Raw genomic sequence first — 19,192 nt, forward strand, 5'->3', positions numbered from 1 at the left:
CTCAGGCCGCTTCGCCTTCGTCCTTGTCGTCCTTATCGGGAATGACGAAAGCAAGAATGGCCGCCATGGCCTGGGCGCGATAACGATCGGCCTCGTGCAGCAGTTCGTGGCGCGCACCGTCGATCGGGATCATGTGGGCGGCGCGGAAATTGCGCGCCAGCCACTCGACGGCGACATGCGGCACCAGCCGGTCGGCTGTCGGCGCCAGGATGATCGTCGGCAGGGTGATGCGGGTCAGATGTTCCCGTCGGGCGACGCGGCGCATTGCACGAAACGCTTCGGTCAACCAGCGCGCCGACGGCGGCCCAAGTCGCAATTCCGGATAGGCTTCGGTCAAGGCCAGGTTGCGCGCAAAGCGCCGGCGGTCGGCGGTCAGCACGTTGTTTTCAAAGGGGCGATTGCCTTTGTCGGCATGCAATGGCAGCCGCCCGAGACCGACCCAGCGCATCACCGTTGCCATGCTGGCGATGCTGCGTTCGCCAATTATCTGGCCACCGAGGCCGACAAAGGGGGCAAGCACCACCAGGCGATCAATGCGGCTCGAAAGCATGGGCGCGAGCGACAGCGCGACCAGCGCGCCCATGGAGTGGGCGACAATCGAAAACGGCAGCCGGGTATCCGGCAGCACGATCTGTTCGAGGAAGGTGGTCAGATCGCGCTCGTAATAGGAGAAGCGCTCGACATGGCCGCGCCCGGCCTCGGGCAAGAGCCGCTCCGAGCCCGCCTGGCCGCGCCAGTCGAAGGTTGCGACCCAGAGGCCGGCGGCGTTGAGTTCGGCGATGGTCTCGAAGTATTTCTCGATCGATTCGTTGCGGCCCTGCAGCAGCACCACGGTGCCGCGCGCAACCGGCGTCCTGGTCTTGAAGATGGCGTAGCGGATCTTGCGGCCACCGGCTCCATCGAAGAAGCCCGCCACGTGATTGTCCGGTATCGGATTATCCGGTGTGGAGCGGAGGATCGTGGTCATGACGGACGAAACCAGGCTGAAGACGCGTTGATCGGTATCATCAGGGATAGGCGGCGGGCTTGGCGCCGTCAAAGAAAAAAGCCGGAAACGGTGGGTGAAATCCGGACGATCACCGTTTCCGGCCGCTGAAGGGGAAGGGACATGTCACTTCAGCCCCAGGAGATTTCCTCCCAGTGTGGCCTTTGTAACGCCCCTGATCTGAACCACGGCCGAACCTGTCATTCATCCGCCATTCACCTCTTGGGAATCTTGAGGCGGCATGCCTTGAACTGACGAAATCGCATTCCCATCTCTTGCTCACGGACGCCGATAACGGGTCCGTTCACCGGTCGCGCCGCTGCCTGGATGGGGTGGCAGACCAGACATCGCAAACAGTTGCTCCCAGGAGGACACCATGCGTCACGTTGATTTTTCCCCCCTCTATCGCTCCACCGTCGGCTTCGACCGCCTCTTCACGATGCTCGACAGCCTCGGCCAGCCTGACCAGGCTCAGACCTATCCGCCCTATAACATCGAGCGCACCGGCGAAAACGCCTACCGCATCACCATGGCGGTTGCCGGCTTCGACGAAACCGAACTGTCGATCGAAGCGCGCGAACATACGCTGACAATCAAGGGCGAAAAGAGCGAGGACAAGGCCGAAGAAAACCAGTTCCTGCATCGCGGTATTGCCAAGCGCGCCTTCGAGCGTCGCTTCCAGCTTGCCGACCATGTGGAGATCAAGTCCGCTTCGCTGAAGAATGGCCTGCTGCACATCGACCTCACCCGCGAGATCCCGGAAGCAGCCAAGCCGCGCCGGATCGACATTACGTCGGTCGCATCGCAGCCGAAGCAGATCGAGGCCCAGAACCTCTAATCCCTCCCTCCCAAGCTTGAAGAGGCGGCGCCCGAAAGGACGCCGCCTTTTTTTGGGATCGTTGTTTTCGCGTCTTCCCGGACAGGTTCTAGATCATTGAAATAACGCAATGCCGGACGGAAAACCGTTTCACACTTTTCCTGGAATTGCTTTAGGGGCGGACGGGTTCGGCGATGGCGTCCAGCTCTTTGCGGGCGGCGTAACGCTGGGCAATCACCGCGCAGGCCATCAGCTGGATCTGGTGGAAGAGCATGACCGGCAGCACGATCGCACCGATGTTCTGGCCGGCGAAGATGGCGCTTGCCATCGGGATGCCGCTCGCAAGGCTCTTCTTCGAGCCGCAGAAGGTAATGGCGATCTCGTCGGCGCGGTTGAAACCGAAGAGGCGGCTGCCGAACATGGTGACGGCGAGTACCAGCGCCAGCATGACGATCTCGATCGCGACCAGCACCCCGAGATCGGCAAGCGAAAAGGTCTGCCATAGCCCCGATGTGACGGCCTGGCTGAAGGCCAGATAGACGACCATGAGGATCGAACCGCGGTCGACGGGCGCAAGCAGGCCCTTGCGCGCCCGGATCCAGCCGCCGATCCACGGCTGCAACAATTGACCGGCGATGAACGGTGCCAGCAGCTGCAGCAGGATCTGCTCAAGGGCATCCAGCGACACACCGCCATGGCCGCCGGCGGAAAATAGGAGACCGACGAGAAGCGGCGTCAGGAACATGCCGAAGATGTTGGAGGCGGACGCTGAGGAGATTGCTGCCGGGACATTGCCGCCGGCAACCGACGTGAAGGCGATCGACGATTGCACGGTCGAGGGCAGGACGCAGAGGAAGAGGATGCCGGTATAGAGCGCCGGCGGCAGGACCGATGACGGTACGAAGCCGACGACGAGGCCGATCAGCGGGAACAGCACGAAGGTCGATGCCAGGATCGCCAGATGCAGCCGCCAATGCAGGAAGCCGGCGACGACGACATCGCGCGACAATCTTGCGCCATGCAGGAAGAAGACCAGGCCGACCGCCACCTTCGTTGCCATGGCGAACCAGGCCGTCGCCTCGCCATGGATCGGCAGCATCGATGCCAGAAGCACGGTGAGAAGCAGGAGCAGGGTGAAGGTGTCGGGAAGATAGCGGCCCATGTCTGTCACTGGCTCGATTGAGAAACGTCTTGCCGAGAAATGTCATTATGAAGCAGGATGCAAGGAATAACAGTTATCGCGAAATTGGATAATGCATGCTCGACCTCGTGCAACTGCGCAGCTTCGTTGCGCTCGAACAGATGGGCAGCTTCACCCTCGCGGCCGAGAGACTGGCGCTTGGCCAGTCGACGGTCAGTCAACATATTCAAAGGCTTGAGGCGTCGCTCGGGCGCAAGCTCGTTGCCCGCGACACGCACCGGGTCTCGTTGACGACGGATGGTCAGGCCCTGCTTGCCCATGCGCGTTCGATGCTGGCGATCGACGACGAGGTCAAGGCGCTGTTTGCCGAAAGCAGTCTGCGCGGACGATTACGGCTGGGCATGTCGGAGGATTTCGTCACCAGCCGGTTGCCGGGCGTGCTCGAAGATTTCGTTCGCGCCCATCCGTCGGTGGAGCTCGAATTGACGGTAGCACTCAGCGGCGTGCTCTACCATATGCAGGATGGTGGCGAGATCGATCTGGTGCTGGCAAAGCGGCGGCTGGGCGATCCGCGCGGCGAACTGGTCTATCGCGAGCCGCTGGTCTGGTTGGCGCGTGATCCCGAGCGTGTGAAGCGTGACAGGGTGCTGCCGTTGATCGCCTTTCCGCCGCCGAGCATCACGCGCAGCGTGGCGCTCGAGGTGCTCGACCGGCATCGGCTGCCATGGCGGATCGTCTGCACCTGCGGCAGCCTCAGCGGGCTGACGGCCGCCGCCCAAGCGGGCATGGGCGTGCTCGCCCAGCCGCGCAGTATGGCGCCGCAGGGCCTGCGGGAAATACCCACCGGCACCTTGCCGCCGCTGGAGGATGTCGAGTTCGTACTGGTTCCCAGCAAGGGCGCCGACCAGAAGCTGATCGCGGCGCTCTCGACCGAGATTTTGTCGAAGGTGAGGACGTTACAGGGCCAGGCGTGAGCCACAACACCGCGCGTGGCACGCGGTATTGTGGCTCTTTGAATTTGCTGCATAATTTTCTCCTCGGATCTATCCTGATCCAAGGAATTATGCAGTCGCCTCAGCAGGCTGCGACGAAGCGATCGACGTCGTCCATCTTGGTCGCAAAGCTCGTCACCAGGCGATAGAGGCCCTCGTCGGCCGCGAGGCTTCCGGCGAGTTCGTGCGGAACAGGCCAGTCGTAGAAAACGGCGCCTTGCTCCTGCAGTTTCGTCGCCACGTCCTTTTTCAGGATGACGAAGACCTCGTTGGCTTCGACCGGCCAACCGAGCCGGCTGTTGCGCGAAGCGGCGATGCCGTTGGCAAGACGCCGGGCCATGGCGTTGGAATGCCGGGCGAGGTCGAGCCAGAGACCGCCTTCGAGGTAGGCGTCGAACTGGGCCGAGACGAAGCGCGATTTCGAGAACAACTGAGCCGAGCGCTTGCGCAGGAAATGCATCTCGTGCGCCTTCGAAAGATCAAAGAGGACAAGGGCCTCGGCGCACCAGCAGCCGTTCTTCGTGCCGCCGAAGGAAACGAGATCGACGCCACGCTTCCAGGTCATCTCGGCCGGTGTGGCATCGAGGCTGACCAGCGCATTGGCAAAGCGGGCGCCGTCCATGTGCAGCGGCAGCTTGTGTGCATTGGCGACCGCGGCAATCGCCTCGATCTCATCGAGTGCGTAGACGGTGCCGCTTTCGGTCGCTTGCGTCAGCGTGACCGCCATCGGCTGACCGCCATGGACATTGTCGAGCGGGTAGCGGCGAATTTCCGCCTCAAGGCGCGATGCGTCCATCTTGCCATGTTTGCCGTCGACGGGCTTCAACCTCGATCCATGGGTGAAGAATTCCGGAGCGCCGCACTCGTCGGCCGTCACGTGCGCTTCGCGGTGGCAGAACGCGACGCCGCCGGCGCGGCTGGTGCTGGCGAGCGCCAGCGAATTGGCGGCCGTTCCCGTGCCGACGAAGAAGACTGCGACATCGCGCTCGAAAACCTCCGACAGTTTCCTCTCCACCTTCCGGTCGAGCTCACTGGTGCCGTAGGCGGAGGCGTAGCCGTCGGCATGGGTCACGAGGCTCTGGGCGATGGCAGGGTGGGCGCCAGCCCAGTTGTCAGAGGAAAAAATCATCACATATCGTCCTGTTTCACGGTCATATCGACGTCGTTCGGGCGACCATAACCCACCTGCCGGCCGGATCAATCACGGTCGCTGCTATGGAGGCCAACAGGATACCAGTTTGAAACCAAAATGAAGAAAACGTCCGTTTGTCGTAATTAAATTATAAAACCGGGAAATTTTCGGCAATGTTCGGCAAAATCCCTTCTATTATTTGCTCATATGCCCCTTGCGGAGGGGGGCGGTTTCTGGCATAGAGCGCATGAAATAGGACAGTCTTGCTGTCCTATTTCGGTCTAGGGACCGGAACAATCGCCGCAAGTGCCCAAAAAATCGGCAATCGGCGTGTGGCGCAGGGGGATCCGCCGGATTTCATCCGGTTGTTAACGCCTGCCATCAGGATGGTCACTGACATCAATGCCTGATGATGCCGTGCATTATTTGCGACCTGATCAGGATCATGAGACGATGAATGCCCCGGCTTTGCGGCACGTGAATGCGTGCGACGAGAAGCCATGCGCGGGCGCAGGTATGCCCGGACATGCCGGGTTCAACAGGAGGGAAGACGATGACGGATCACACGCCATCACAGCAATCTGGGCTCAACCTCGCACACACTGTTGCGACGGCTGAAAAAACGCCCACATTCCCGTCCGGCCTGCCGCGAAAACAGGGTCTCTATGATCCGCGCAACGAACACGATGCCTGCGGCGTCGGCTTCGTCGCGCATCTGAAGGGTGAGAAGTCGCACCAGATCGTGCGCGACGGCCTCTTCATGCTCGAAAACCTGACGCACCGCGGTGCCGTCGGCGCCGACCCGCTGATGGGTGACGGCGCTGGCATCCTCGTGCAGATCCCCGACCGCTTCTTCCGCGAGGAAATGGCCAAGCAGGGCGTTACCCTGCCGAAGGCCGGCGAATATGGCGTCGGCTACCTCTTCATGCCGCGCGACGAAAAGCTGATTGCCCATTTCAAGGACGTGATCAGCGAAGTGGTCGCCGAGGAAGGCCAGCACGTGCTTGGCTTCCGCGACGTGCCGGTCGACAATTCGTCGCTTTCCAAGGCTCCTGATATCGCTGCGACCGAACCGCACCATGTGCAGGTGTTCATCGGTGCCGGCCGCGATGCCGCGACCAACGCCGAATTCGAGCGTCGCCTGTTCACGCTGCGCAAGGTGATCTCCAACCGCATCTATGCGGAAGCGGAAGGCGGCGATCTCGGCTTCTACGTCGTGTCGCTGTCGACGCAGACGATCGTCTACAAGGGCATGTTCCTGGCCTATCAGGTCGGCGCCTACTACAAGGACCTGGAGGACGAGCGCTTCCAGTCGGCCGTCGCCCTGGTTCACCAGCGCTTCTCGACCAACACGTTTCCGTCCTGGAAGCTCGCGCACCCCTATCGCATGGTCGCCCACAACGGCGAAATCAACACGCTGCGCGGCAACGTCAACTGGATGGCGGCGCGCCAGGCTTCCGTGTCCTCGCCGCTCTTCGGCGACGACATCTCCAAGCTCTGGCCGATCTCCTACGAGGGTCAGTCGGACACCGCCTGTTTCGACAACGCGCTCGAATTCCTGGTGCAGGGCGGTTACTCGCTTTCGCATGCGGTGATGATGCTGATCCCCGAAGCCTGGGCCGGCAACCAGCTGATGTCGCCCGAGCGCAAGGCGTTCTACGAATACCACGCAGCGCTGATGGAGCCGTGGGACGGACCGGCAGCCGTGGCCTTCACCGACGGCCGCCAGATCGGCGCGACGCTCGACCGCAACGGTCTGCGTCCGGCCCGCTATATCGTCACATCTGATGATCGCGTCATCCTCGCGTCTGAAGCCGGCGTGCTTCCGGTCGACGAAGAAAAGATCGTCAAGAAGTGGCGCCTGCAGCCGGGCAAGATGCTGCTCATCGACATGGAGCAGGGTCGCATCATCTCCGACGAGGAGGTGAAGTCTTCGCTCGCCGACAAGCATCCTTACCGCAAGTGGCTCGACGATACCCAGCTCATCCTCGAAGAGTTGAAGCCGGTCGAGCCGCGTGCGCTGCGCCGCGACGTTTCCCTGATCGACCGCCAGCAGGCCTTCGGCTACACGCTCGAAGACACCAAGATCCTGATGTCGCCAATGGCCACCACCGGCCAGGAAGCCATCGGCTCGATGGGCACCGACACGCCGATCTCGGCAATGTCCGACAAGCGCAAGCTGCTCTATACCTACTTCAAGCAGAACTTCGCGCAGGTCACCAACCCGCCGATCGACCCGATCCGCGAAGAGCTGGTGATGAGCCTCGTCTCGTTCATCGGCCCGCGCCCGAACCTGCTCGATCATGCCGGCATGGCGCATGCCAAGCGGCTGGAAGTGCGCCAGCCGATCCTGACCAACGGCGATCTGGAAAAGATCCGCTCGATCGGCCATACCGAGGACCGGTTCGACACCAAGACGCTCGACTTCACCTACGACATTTCGCGCGATGCCGAAGGCATGCCGGAAATGCTCGATCGCCTCTGCGAACGTGCGGAAGCGGCGGTCAAGGGTGGCTACAACATCATCGTGCTTTCCGACCGCCAGGTCGGTCCGGACCGCGTCGCGATCCCGGCGCTGCTGGCAACGGCCGCCGTGCACCACCACCTGATCCGCAAGGGCCTGCGCACCTCGGTCGGCATCGTGCTGGAATCCGGCGAACCGCGTGAAGTGCATCACTTCTGCCTGCTCGCCGGCTACGGCGCCGAAGCGATCAACCCGTATCTTGCCTTCGATACGCTGACCGACATGCACAAGCGCGGCGATTTCCCCAAGGAAGTCGACGGCAGCGAAGTGGTCTACCGCTATATCAAGGCGGTGGGTAAGGGCATCCTCAAGGTGATGTCCAAGATGGGCATCTCGACCTACCAGTCCTATTGCGGCGCGCAGATCTTCGATGCTGTCGGCCTGTCGTCGAAGCTGGTCGACCAGTTCTTCTTCGGGACTGCGACGACGATCGAAGGCATCGGCCTTGAAGAGATCGCGGCCGAAACCGTCGCCCGCCACAAGGCAGCCTTCGGTGCCGATCCGGTGCTTGCCAACACGCTCGATATCGGTGGCGAATATGCCTACCGCATGCGCGGCGAAAGCCACGCCTGGACGCCGGATGCGATCGCCTCGCTGCAGCATGCCGTGCGCGGCAATGCAGAGGATCGCTATCGCGAATTTGCCGAGATGGTGAACAACTCGGCGCTCAGGATGAACACGATCCGTGGCCTGTTCACCGTCAAGAGTGCGGAGGCTGCCGGCCGCAAGCCGATCTCCGTCGACGAGGTCGAGCCGGCCACCGACATCGTCAAGCGCTTCTCGACGGGCGCCATGTCCTTCGGCTCGATCAGCCGCGAGGCGCATACGACGCTGGCAATCGCCATGAACCGGATCGGCGGCAAGTCGAACACCGGCGAAGGCGGCGAGGAAAGCGACCGCTACCTGCCGCTGCCCGATGGCTCGACCAACCCGGAACGGTCGGCGATCAAGCAGATCGCCTCCGGCCGCTTCGGCGTGACCACCGAGTATCTTGTTAATGCCGACATGCTGCAGATCAAGGTGGCCCAGGGCGCCAAGCCCGGCGAGGGCGGGCAGCTGCCCGGCCATAAGGTGGATGCGACCGTCGCCAAGACCCGGCATTCGACGCCGGGCGTCGGCCTGATTTCGCCGCCGCCGCACCACGACATCTACTCGATCGAAGATCTGGCGCAGCTGATCTACGACCTGAAGAACGTCAACCCTGAAGCCGATGTTTCGGTCAAGCTGGTCTCGGAAGTGGGCGTCGGCACGGTTGCTGCCGGTGTCGCCAAGGCGCGCGCCGACCACATCACCGTTTCCGGTTTCGACGGCGGCACCGGCGCATCGCCGCTGACGTCGTTGAAACACGCCGGCAGCCCCTGGGAAATCGGCCTTGCCGAAACTCAGCAGACGCTGGTGCTGAACGGCCTTCGGTCGCGCGTTGCCCTTCAGGTCGATGGTGGCCTGAAGACCGGCCGCGACGTGATCATCGGCGCGCTTCTCGGCGCCGACGAGTTCGGTTTTGCCACCGCGCCGCTGATTGCGGCCGGCTGCATCATGATGCGCAAGTGCCACCTCAACACCTGTCCTGTCGGTGTCGCGACCCAGGATCCGGTGCTGCGCAAGCGCTTCAAGGGCACGGCCGAGCACGTCATCAACTACTTCTTCTTCGTTGCAGAGGAAGTGCGCGAGATCCTCGCCTCGCTCGGCGTGCGCAGGCTCGATGAAATCATCGGTGCTTCCGAACTCTTGGAGAAGGACGGCGCGCTCGCCCACTGGAAGGCCAACGGTCTCGATTTCTCGAAGATCTTCCACAAGGTCGACGCTCCGAAGGCGGAGACCTACTGGACCAGCCGCCAGAAGCACCCGATCGACGACGTGCTCGACCGAACGCTGATCGAGAAGGCCAAGATCGCCTTGGAAACCAAGGCGCCCGTCGCCTTCGAAGCCAAGATCAAGAACGTCGACCGGTCGGCCGGCGCCATGCTTTCGGGTGTGCTTGCCAAGCGCTGGGGCCACAAGGGCCTGAAGGACGATACGATCCACGTCACCCTCAAGGGTACGGCGGGCCAATCCTTCGCCGCCTTCCTGGCGCGCGGCATCACCTTCGACCTGGTGGGCGACGGCAACGACTATGTCGGCAAGGGGCTTTCCGGTGGCCGTATCATCGTCCGGCCGCCTGAAAACACCAAAATCGTGCCCGAAAACTCGATCATCGTCGGCAACACCGTGCTTTACGGCGCGATCTCCGGCGAATGCTACTTCAACGGTGTTGCCGGCGAACGCTTCGCCGTGCGCAATTCCGGTGCCATTGCGGTCGTCGAAGGCGTGGGCGACCACGGCTGCGAATACATGACCGGCGGTGTCGTCGTCGTTCTCGGCGCGACGGGCCGCAACTTCGCGGCCGGCATGTCCGGCGGTGTTGCCTATGTGCTGGACGAGGAAGGCGATTTCGCCCGCCGCTGCAACATGGCGATGGTCGAACTGCAGCCGGTGCCCGAAGAAGACGACATGCTCGAGAAGCTGCATCATCACGGCGGCGACATCATGCACAAGGGCATGGTCGACGTGTCCGGCGATATGACGCGCCACGACGAGGAGCGGCTCTATCAGCTGATCTCCAGCCACCTGCACCACACGGGCTCGCCCCGGGCAAAGGCGATCCTCGACCATTGGGCAGACTACCGGCCGAAATTCCGCAAGGTCATGCCGGTCGAATATCGTCGTGCGCTCGAAGACATGGAACGCATGAAAATGGCAGAGGCGGCCGAATAGAGGCCCCGGTGAAAAGGGCTCCCGGTTCCGAAAAGGGTTCGGGGGTTCATCACGCGCGCTTGTCTCAAGCGCCTGTTCAGACGCATAGCTATCAGGATGATACGATGGGTAAGGTAACTGGTTTTCTCGAGATCGACCGGCAAGTGGCAAAGTACCAGCCGGCGTCCGACCGCATCCGCCATTTCCGTGAATTCACCATTCCGATGTCGGAACCGGAGGTGCAGAAGCAGGCGGCACGCTGCATGGATTGCGGCATCCCCTACTGCCATGGGCCGACCGGGTGTCCGGTGCACAACCAGATCCCCGACTGGAACGATCTGGTCTACAACGGCAACTGGGAAGAGGCGATCCGCAACCTGCATTCGACCAACAACTTCCCGGAATTCACCGGCCGCGTCTGCCCCGCGCCGTGCGAGGAAGCGTGCACGCTGAACCTCGAGGATGCGCCGGTCGCGATCAAGACCGTCGAGCAGGCGATCGCCGACAAGGCCTATGAAATGGGTTACATCGTGCCGCAGCCGGCTGTTACCAAGACCGGCAAGAAGGTCGCCGTCATTGGTTCGGGTCCGGCCGGCATGGCCGCCGCCCAGCAGATGGCGCGCGCCGGTCACGAGGTTCACGTCTACGAGCGCGAGAGCAAGCCCGGCGGCCTGCTGCGCTACGGCATCCCCGACTTCAAGATGGAGAAGAACTTCATTGATCGCCGCGTCGAGCAGATGAAGGGCGAAGGCGTCACCTTCCATTGCGGCGTCAATGTCGGCGTCGACCTGCCGGCCGAGCAACTGATCGATCGCCACGATGCCGTGCTCTATTGCGGCGGCTCCGAAACGCCGCGCAATGCCGGCATCCCCGGTGTCGAATTCGCCGGCGTGCATGACGCCATGCCCTATCTCGTGCAGCAGAACCGCCGGGTCGGGCGTGAGAACATCGACAGCACCGGCTGGCCGTCAGCGCCTATCCTTGCCGGCGGCAAGCACATCGTCGTCGTCGGCGGTGGCGACACCGCCTCCGACTGCGTCGGCACGGCCTTCCGCCAGGGTGCCGTCAAGGTCACCCAGCTCGACATCCGCCCGCAGCCGCCGGAAAAGGAAGACAAGCTTGCCGTCTGGCCGTTCTGGGCGACCAAGATGCGCACCTCGTCCAGCCAGGCCGAAGGCGCGATCCGCGAGTTCCAGGTCGCGACGTTGGAGTTTGTCGGCGACGAGGACGGCAACCTCATCGGCGTCAAGTGCTGCCAGGTGGACGATCGCCGCAAGCCGATTGCCGGCACGGAGTTCATCATCAAGGCCGATCTCGCCTTCATCGCCATCGGCTTCAGCGGCCCGTTCACCGATAGCGTACTGAAGGATCTCGGCGACAAGCTGACGCTCAACACCGATCGTCGTGGCTCGACCAACGTCGTTGCCAACGACCGCGACTACAAGACTTCGGTCGACAAGTTCTGGACGGCCGGCGACGTTCGCCGCGGCCAGTCGCTCGTCGTCTGGGCGATCCGCGAAGGCCGCCAGGCGGCCCGCGCGATCGACGAGGCGCTGATGGGATCGTCGATCCTGCCGCGCTGACATCATTGCTCCCAAGTGCAAAAAGGGCTCCGCCGGTTCATCGTGGGGCCCCTTTTGCTTTAGGGAATTTCCAGGAAAAGTGCGAAGCGGCTTTCCGTCAGGAAATGCGTAAAAACAAAGAGATAGAGCATCTGTGCGCTTCCGTCCAAATCGGAAACGCTCTAGGCGAAGCGATCGCCGTGACGATGGTTGTCGCACGCAGCCGCTCGAAAAAGTGTTAGTTCCGGATCACCGGATTGCTGATGACCGTACTAGGCTTGGCGAGGCGGAAATCGTCGACACGGCCGGCAGGTGCCGCGGCAACATCCCCCTTGTCGACCAGTCGGTCGCGCGGGCTCTTGCCTGTGCCCTTGTTGGGTGCGGCATCGCCGAGCAGTGCTGCAGCGCCGTCGAGATCCGGATCGGTGAGGCCGATCGGCTGCGTCTTGACGATGTCCTCGTTGGCAAGCGGCGCGGTAACCACAAGGTCCTTCAGCCCATCGGCGCCCGGCACGTCCTTGTCGGTCGCCGCGGCATCCCCGAGCAGGCGGCGAATGTCCTTTTCCACGTAGAAGGCGAGCTTGCGTTTACCGGCTTTGGTCAGGTTGATCCCGTCGGCGCCGCGCAATCGAACCTGCTGGCCGTTGATGTCGGAGCCGGTCAGCACGAACTTGCCGCCTTCGTCGACGAAACCGTCCCAAATGTCGACGAACTGGCCACCGACCTTTTCGACTTCCTCGCGGTAGATGCCGTTGAACGTCACCATGTCGGCGGTCATCGCGGCGGACTGGAACGGCGGCATGCCGACCCACAGGACCGGCAGTTTTTCCTTGTGTGCCAACTCTGCTAGCGCATGGACACGTTTGCGGTATTCCTCGGTCCAAAGATCGGTGCGGTACTTTTCCTTGGTGCTGCCGATCTGCATCTGCTGACGATCGTTGGCGCCGAGGCTGATGATGATGACGGAAGGCTTGATCTCGCCCACATAGCTCGGCAGCGTCACCGGCCAGTTGAAATAGTCCTCGCGCACCAGCCCGGACGAGCCGCTTGCGCGCGTCTCGATGGTGATGCCGGGCGTCATCTCGAATGCGGTCTTCAGGCCATCGCCGAGGCTGCCGGCCATGAAGTCGCCGACGACCAGAACCTTCTTGGAGTCCGGCGCCTTTTCAACCGGCTGCGGCACCGGCGCCGCATCGGCAATGGCGGGCTTTGCCTTTTGCTGGCCCGGAGCCTTCTGTCGTTGCGGGGTTTGGCTTTGGCGGGCGCGCCTCGGGCGCGGCTGTTGCGGAAACTCGTACCGCTCGTCGATTACGCGGCGTTCGCGCGTGAGGCCGCCGAACAGCAACTGGAAGAGATTGCGTCGCTGCACCCTCTGCTGGGCTTCCGCATAACTTGCGGCAAAGCCGACGAACAGCATCGCGGCTGCGGCGATGATCATCGTCGCCGTCCTCCAGGGCATTGCGCCCCCTGTCATCCGGGCCTTGGTTTTCGCATGCATATCTGATCATCCATCGAACGGACGGCGGCCGCAAGGCCGCCGTCGCGTTTCGGGCGTGCGCGTCAGTTGCGCAGGGCGCGCAGCAGATGTTGTGTCGGCTCGCCGTCCGGCGCCAGGCCGTTCTTCGATTGGAACTCCTGGATCGCAGCCTTGGAGCCGGATCCGAAATTGCCGTCGACTTCGCCGCTGTAATAACCCAGTTCCTTCAGGCGGTTCTGCAATTCGAACTTCTCGCTGATATCGAGCGAACCGTCCGGTCGCGGCCAGCGCTGCTGCATTCCGGCATAACCGGCGATCTGGTCGGCAAGAAGACCGACGCCGAGCGCGTAACTGTCCGACGCGTTGTAGCGCTTGATGACGAAGAAGTTCTTGGTCATCAGGAAGCCTGGACCGTTACCGCCGCTCGGCAGCTTCAGTTCGGCCCGCGAATTGCCGTTGCGGAAGCCCTTGCCGTTCGGGCGGAGGAAACCGAGTGCTGCCCACTGGGCAAGCGTCTTCGTCTGTCCGGAATATTTCGCGGCGTTGGCCGGTGGTGCGACTTCGTAGCCCCAGGTCTCGCCCGCTTGCCAGCCGTTCTTCTTCAAAAGGTTGGCGGCGGTCGCAAGCGCGTCGGGCACCGAATTCCAGATGTCACGATGGCCGTTACCATCAGCGTCGACCGCGTAGAGCAGATAGCTGGTCGGGATGAATTGCGTGTGTCCCATGGCGCCGGCCCAGGAGCCGGTCAGTTCGCGCGGGGTGATGTCGCCGCTCTGCAGGATCTTGAGTGCGGCAATCAGCTGGGTCTTGGCGAATTTCGCGCGCTTGGGATCGGCATAGGCAAGGGTTGCGAGCGCCCGCGGCACGTAGTGCAGGCGGTCGTCCTTTTCGAGAACGGCGCCGTAGTTCGATTCCATCGACCAGATCGCCAGCAGGATCGTCTTGTCGACGCCGAAGTGCTTTTCGATCGAATTCAGCGTGCGGGCGTGCTTGGCGGCCATCTCCTGGCCGACGCGCTTGGTGTAGGGGTTGACGCGGGAATCGATGTATTCCCAGATCTTGTGCTTGAACTCAGGCTGGTAATTGGCCTTTTCGATCACGGTGGCGTCGGGTGTCTTCACGCCGGCAAAGGCCTTGCGATAGGTCGCCTGGGTGATGCCGCTCTTTGCAGCCGTGGCATAGAAGTTGTTGATCCAATTCTGGAATCCGGCATCGGCGCGCGCGGGGGAGGTGCCAAGCGCGACGGCGGATAGGACGAAGGCGGCTGCGATATGACGGAAAAACGTCCTGCGGTTTCTGATCATCAGCTGTCGGTTCCGTTTCTCTGCGGAGCCTCAGCCGTCATAGCCGGGACATTTCCGCATGGTGGCAGTCTGGAGCCAGCCTTGCGGTTCGGCGACCGCCGGCGGTTCCTGTTCTCGGATCCGGCCGCAGTCGATGCAGCGCCGGATTAAGGCGAATCTACAGAAACGTGGTCAACAAACCCTTTACCATGAAAAGGCCATTGCGTCTTCCGTGGAAGAAAATGCGAGTACCGTCCGTATCTGCATTTTTTTCGTCCCGGTTCAGCGTGCGTTCACATCGTTGCGTAGAGATTGCCGCCGCACTGCAAAGCGCTGCACGATTCCTTAAATTGATTTTGATTTAAGGATTTTAACAGCAACACTCAGGATTGAAATCCGAATGAAGGAGGTACCGATGACCGACAAGCGTAAAGTCCGCAAAGCCGTGTTCCCGGTCGCTGGTCTGGGCACGCGTTTCCTGCCGGCCACCAAGGCCGTGCCGAAGGAAATGCTGACGGTGGTGGACAAGCCGGTCATTCAATATGTGGTCGACGAGGCGATGGAAGCTGGTATCGAGCACCTGATCTTTGTCACCGGCCGCAGCAAGGCCGTGATCGAGGACTATTTCGATATCCAGGTCGAACTCGACCAGACCCTGCGCGAGCGCAACAAGAAGATCGAGATCGAGCTTCTCGACACCATTCTGCCGAAGGCCGGCACGACGAGCTTCACCCGCCAGCAGGCGCCGCTCGGCCTTGGCCATGCCGTGTGGTGCGCCCGCGAGCTGGTCGGCAACGAGCCTTTCGCGCTGTTGCTGCCCGACATGATCATGAAGGGCGAGAAGGGCTGCCTGAAGGGCATGGTCGAGCTCTACGAACAGAGCGGCGGCAACGTCATAGCAGTCGAGGAATGCGCACCGGACCAGGCCCACAAATACGGGATCGTCGGTGTCGGCGACAAGGTCGGCGACGGCTTCAAGATCACCAAGATGGTCGAGAAGCCCGCACCGGGAACGGCGCCGTCGAACTTCTTCATCAACGGCCGCTACATCCTGCAGCCGGAAATCTTCCCGATCCTGGAGAAACAGGAGCGTGGCGCCGGCAACGAGATCCAGTTGACCGACGGGATGCTGAAGCTTTCGGAGGTCCAGCAGTTCGCCGCCTATCATTTCCGCGGCGAGACCTACGACTGTGGCGCCAAGGATGGCTTCATCCTCGCCAACGTCGCCTTCGCGCTGGAGCGCGCCGATATCCGCCCGATCGTGGAGGGCCCGCTGAAGGCGCTTTTGAGCAGCTTGAAGTAATCCCGGTTCAACCGAAACGAAAAGGCCGCGTCCCCCACGGGCGCGGCCTTTTTCTTTGTGTGGAAATGCGCATTGCCGCCCGGCCTTTATGCATGGCGGCCTCTCTGCTTTTACTCAACGCCGCAGCACAAGACCGACGCCGACGCGGGTGATGTCGGTCGTATCGCCGACGTCGGGCGTGGTGCGCTCATAGCTGACATCGCCGATTAGTGCGAGGTAACGGTTCATATCCCAGGTGAGGCCTGCGCCGGTGCGCCAGGTTGTCTCGTCGAGGGAACTGGAGTCTGACGGATATTTGCGGATGATCAGGGTGTTGGACAGTCGTGCAACCAGATCGGAGCGCATCTCGTGGGTGATGATGTTGGTCAAGGCATAGTCCATCGATCCGGAAACGCCCGCTGTCGTCGACGGGTCGAGACCGGTCGATAGCCCGAAGAGCACATCCGTACCGCGTTGCGGCGACCAGTTGAGGCGGCCGTCGACGGACAGGCCGCTGACGTCGCTGAGCCGGTCATCTTCGAAACGATAGGTCTCGTAGCCAAGGGCGATCTCGCCGTAGAGCTTCTCGCCAAGGTCGACCTCCAGACCGCCACGTGTCGCGTAGCTCTGGTAGGAGCGCTCGAAGCCGAGCGTGTCCTGGCGAAGATCGTAGATCGACCCGCCGACCGCGGCCTCGATGAACGGGATCAGTGCCGGTGACATTTCATAGCCGACGCGCGCCGTCAGGGTTCCGTTGTTGCGGTTTCGGTCTTCGACCGACATCGTCGTGCCGTTTTCCAGCTCGACGTCGCCATAGGTCTGCCGTTCGAATTCGAGCCCGACCGATCCGCGGATGAGGCCGAAGTCGCGCTCGATGGCAGCGCCGAGCCGATAGGTGTTGACGCCCGATTGTGTCTTGGCATTCGAGATCGCGTTCGGATCGTCGGCGTCCTCACGGTCGAAGCTGTAGCCTGCCCGAAGACGCGCAACGGTTTCATCTGAGAGATCGAGGCGCAGTTCCGCGTCGATGTCAGCGCGAGGCTCTTCCTCGCCCTCGCCGGAGATGTTGTTCTGCAACACGCCAGCGCCGATAACCGTCAGTTCGTGGCGGGACCAATCCGACGTCAGGGTGCCGCGGATGCCGGTTTCCAGATAACCGCGGTTCTGCTTGTTGTTGTTGCCGTTGTTGCGCCATTCATGGTTGATCGTCTCGCCGATTTCCGGCCGCAGCGTGAATGTGCCGATGCGAACGCCGGGTGCGCGGTCGTCTTCCGGCTCTATTCGCGTCCGCAATCCATCGATCGTTGGTTCGCGGCGGTTGAGACGGATGAGGTCTTCGTCCGAGGCCGGAGACAGATCGTCGGTGCTGACGGCGCCCGTCGTTTGCGGATCGGCGATCGCCGGTGCTGCGGTTGCTGTGCCGGGGGCAACGATGCCAGGGGTCGTCGGCACGGCGGCGTTCGTCACCGTTTGGGCATGCGCCGAAAGCGGAGCGGCCATCGCGGTGCCGGCCAGCAGCAACGCCACCAGCGTCAAACGCCGCGCGTCTCTTCCGATCGAGCGAGTGTTGTCTGGCACCATCTGCCGTTTGTCCGCGAACCTGATTGCAATCCTTTCGCAATCGTAAAGCCGCGTGGTTAACCAATCGTTTCCAAACGGCAAAAACGCGTTAACGACATGCGCAAAAACAAGAGCTTAAAGCGCAGCACGCGCATCTGAACGGTCGCGGCGCTTTAGGCGCTCTCGACCGTCAGGTTGCGCCCGTGGCTGGCAACGATGCGAACGCGCGTACCGGCGGGCAGATCGGGCCCCTCGACGATCCAGATCGTATCGTCCAGACGCACGCGGCCGTGGCCCTCGGCAATCGGCTTTTCAAGCACGGCGGTTCGGCCGACGAGGCTTTGGGCCCGTTGGTTGAGCAGCGGTTCGTCCGTCTCCCTGGAAGACGAGGAGATGAAGTGCCGCCCAAGGAGAACGGCGACGATGGACAGAAGCGCGAAGACGACGAACTGAACCTGCCAGCCCCAGACGACAGTGTCCCACAGCAAAAGCGACAGAACGCCGGTGATGAGCGCGGCAATGGCGATCCAGACGAGGAAAACGCCGGGTGCGACGACTTCGGCCGCCAGCAGTGCAAGACCGAGAACCCACCAGCTCCAGGGGCCGAGTTCAAGGATGATGCGCTGGACCATCGCCTATTGTCCCTGAGGTTCAAACGGATCGGACGCCGGGCCGGTGCGCGGTGTCGTCGATTGGCGCTGCCGGGGGGCTGGCGCCTGGTTGTCGCCGAACACTTCCCTGGCAATTGCGCCAATGCCGCCGAGCGAGCCGATCAGCGCGGACGCTTCCATAGGCATCAGTATGATCTTCTGGTTGTTGGCAGTGCCGATCGCAGCAAGCGCTTCGGTGTATTTCTGGGCGACGAAGTAGTTGATCGCCTGGACGTCACCGGCAGCGATCGCCGCCGACACCATCTGTGTCGCTTTGGCCTCGGCCTCGGCCAGACGTTCGCGCGCCTCGGCGTCGCGGAAGGCGGCCTCGCGCTGGCCTTCGGCCTGCAGGATGGCCGACTGCTTGGCACCTTCGGCACGCAGGATCTGCGCGTTTCTCGACCCTTCCGCTTCCAGCACCTGGGCGCGCTTCTCGCGCTCGGCCTTCATCTGCCGAGCCATGGCGTCGACGAGATCCTTCGGCGGTGCGATGTCCTTGAGTTCGACGCGGGTGATCTTGATGCCCCAGGGGTTGGCGGCGTCATCGACCACGCGCAACAGCTTGTCGTTGATGGTGTCGCGGTTCGACAAAAGTTCGTCGAGGTCCATCGACCCCATGACCGAGCGGATGTTGGTCATGGTCAGGTTGAGAATGGCGTTTTGAAGATCGGACACCTGGTAGGCAGCCTGGGCGGCGTTGAGCACCTGGTAGAACGCGACGGCATCGGCCGACACGCTGGCGTTGTCCTTGGTGATGACTTCCTGGGTCGGAACGTCGAGGACCTGCTCCATCACGTTCATCCTGGCGCCGATCCGGTCGATGAACGGAATGATGATGTTGAGACCCGGTTCCATCGTCTTGGTGTAGCGGCCGAAGCGCTCCACCGTATAGCGATAGCCCTGCGGCACCGTCTTGACCATGGTGATGATCACAAAGATCACCAAGACCACCAATGCGATGACCGCAATATCAAATCCGCCCAAAGACACGTCCCCCATGATCACAACCCCAGTTTGAAGTGACACTCTAACCCAGACGTGGGCATCGGTCAGT

Annotated in this window: 13 protein-coding genes; 5 read left to right on the top strand and 8 right to left on the bottom strand. The window is 62.3% G+C overall.

Annotated features, from left to right (window positions below):
• Position 1: 1 nt before the first annotated feature.
• Positions 2-967 (bottom strand): alpha/beta hydrolase, encoded by a 966-nt coding sequence (locus ASD00_RS06460; protein ID WP_057205642.1) that lies wholly within the window; start codon positions 965-967, stop codon positions 2-4.
• Between the two features lie 394 nt (positions 968-1,361).
• Here ASD00_RS06460 and ASD00_RS06465 point away from each other — a divergent pair, with 394 nt between their 5' ends.
• Complete coding sequence (locus ASD00_RS06465; protein WP_025424819.1) at positions 1,362-1,823, top strand: Hsp20 family protein; 462 nt, start codon at positions 1,362-1,364, stop codon at positions 1,821-1,823.
• A 151-nt stretch (positions 1,824-1,974) separates the two neighbouring features.
• Here the strand turns inward: ASD00_RS06465 and ASD00_RS06470 are convergent, their stop codons facing one another.
• Positions 1,975-2,964, bottom strand: a complete 990-nt coding sequence (locus ASD00_RS06470) for a bile acid:sodium symporter family protein (RefSeq protein ID WP_057205644.1) — start codon at positions 2,962-2,964, stop codon at positions 1,975-1,977.
• 95 nt (positions 2,965-3,059) lie between these two features.
• Here ASD00_RS06470 and ASD00_RS06475 point away from each other — a divergent pair, with 95 nt between their 5' ends.
• Positions 3,060-3,917, top strand: coding sequence for a LysR substrate-binding domain-containing protein (locus tag ASD00_RS06475; protein ID WP_057205645.1), 858 nt, complete (start codon positions 3,060-3,062; stop codon positions 3,915-3,917).
• 100 nt (positions 3,918-4,017) lie between these two features.
• On the opposite strand, the gene ASD00_RS06480 is transcribed toward ASD00_RS06475, so the two are convergent.
• Complete coding sequence (locus tag ASD00_RS06480; RefSeq protein ID WP_057205649.1) at positions 4,018-5,064, bottom strand: low specificity L-threonine aldolase; 1,047 nt, start codon at positions 5,062-5,064, stop codon at positions 4,018-4,020.
• 556 nt (positions 5,065-5,620) lie between these two features.
• Between ASD00_RS06480 and gltB the strand changes: the two genes are divergently transcribed.
• Positions 5,621-10,345, top strand: a complete 4,725-nt coding sequence (gltB, locus tag ASD00_RS06485) for a glutamate synthase large subunit (RefSeq protein ID WP_025424815.1) — start codon at positions 5,621-5,623, stop codon at positions 10,343-10,345.
• Between the two features lie 104 nt (positions 10,346-10,449).
• Positions 10,450-11,907 (top strand): glutamate synthase subunit beta, encoded by a 1,458-nt coding sequence (locus ASD00_RS06490; protein WP_025424814.1) that lies wholly within the window; start codon positions 10,450-10,452, stop codon positions 11,905-11,907.
• Positions 11,908-12,124: 217 nt separating this feature from the next.
• Here ASD00_RS06490 and ASD00_RS06495 read toward each other — a convergent pair whose 3' ends face one another.
• Both ASD00_RS06495 and ASD00_RS06500 read right to left on the bottom strand, forming a co-directional pair.
• A complete protein-coding gene (locus ASD00_RS06495) occupies positions 12,125-13,345 on the bottom strand; it encodes a DUF459 domain-containing protein (RefSeq protein WP_244496020.1) in 1,221 nt (406 codons plus the stop codon).
• A 101-nt stretch (positions 13,346-13,446) separates the two neighbouring features.
• The gene (locus tag ASD00_RS06500) at positions 13,447-14,667 is read right to left on the bottom strand and encodes a lytic murein transglycosylase (RefSeq protein WP_025424812.1); all 1,221 of its coding nucleotides are present in this window, start codon (positions 14,665-14,667) and stop codon (positions 13,447-13,449) included.
• Positions 14,668-15,061: 394 nt separating this feature from the next.
• Here ASD00_RS06500 and galU point away from each other — a divergent pair, with 394 nt between their 5' ends.
• On the top strand, positions 15,062-15,949 hold the full coding sequence (gene galU, locus ASD00_RS06505) for a UTP--glucose-1-phosphate uridylyltransferase GalU (RefSeq protein WP_025424811.1): 888 nt from the start codon (positions 15,062-15,064) through the stop codon (positions 15,947-15,949).
• A 114-nt stretch (positions 15,950-16,063) separates the two neighbouring features.
• Here galU and ASD00_RS06510 read toward each other — a convergent pair whose 3' ends face one another.
• The 3 genes from ASD00_RS06510 to ASD00_RS06520 form a co-directional block, all read right to left on the bottom strand.
• Positions 16,064-17,509: an outer membrane beta-barrel protein gene (locus ASD00_RS06510; RefSeq protein ID WP_025424810.1), complete on the bottom strand. Its 1,446-nt coding sequence runs from the start codon at positions 17,507-17,509 to the stop codon at positions 16,064-16,066.
• Positions 17,510-17,661: 152 nt separating this feature from the next.
• Positions 17,662-18,120, bottom strand: coding sequence for an NfeD family protein (locus ASD00_RS06515; RefSeq protein WP_025424809.1), 459 nt, complete (start codon positions 18,118-18,120; stop codon positions 17,662-17,664).
• A gap of 3 nt (positions 18,121-18,123) precedes the next feature.
• Complete coding sequence (locus ASD00_RS06520; protein ID WP_025424808.1) at positions 18,124-19,122, bottom strand: SPFH domain-containing protein; 999 nt, start codon at positions 19,120-19,122, stop codon at positions 18,124-18,126.
• Between the last annotated feature and the right edge of the window lie 70 nt (positions 19,123-19,192).

Source organism: Ensifer sp. Root31 (assembly GCF_001424825.1).
GTDB lineage: Bacteria > Pseudomonadota > Alphaproteobacteria > Rhizobiales > Rhizobiaceae > Ensifer > Ensifer canadensis.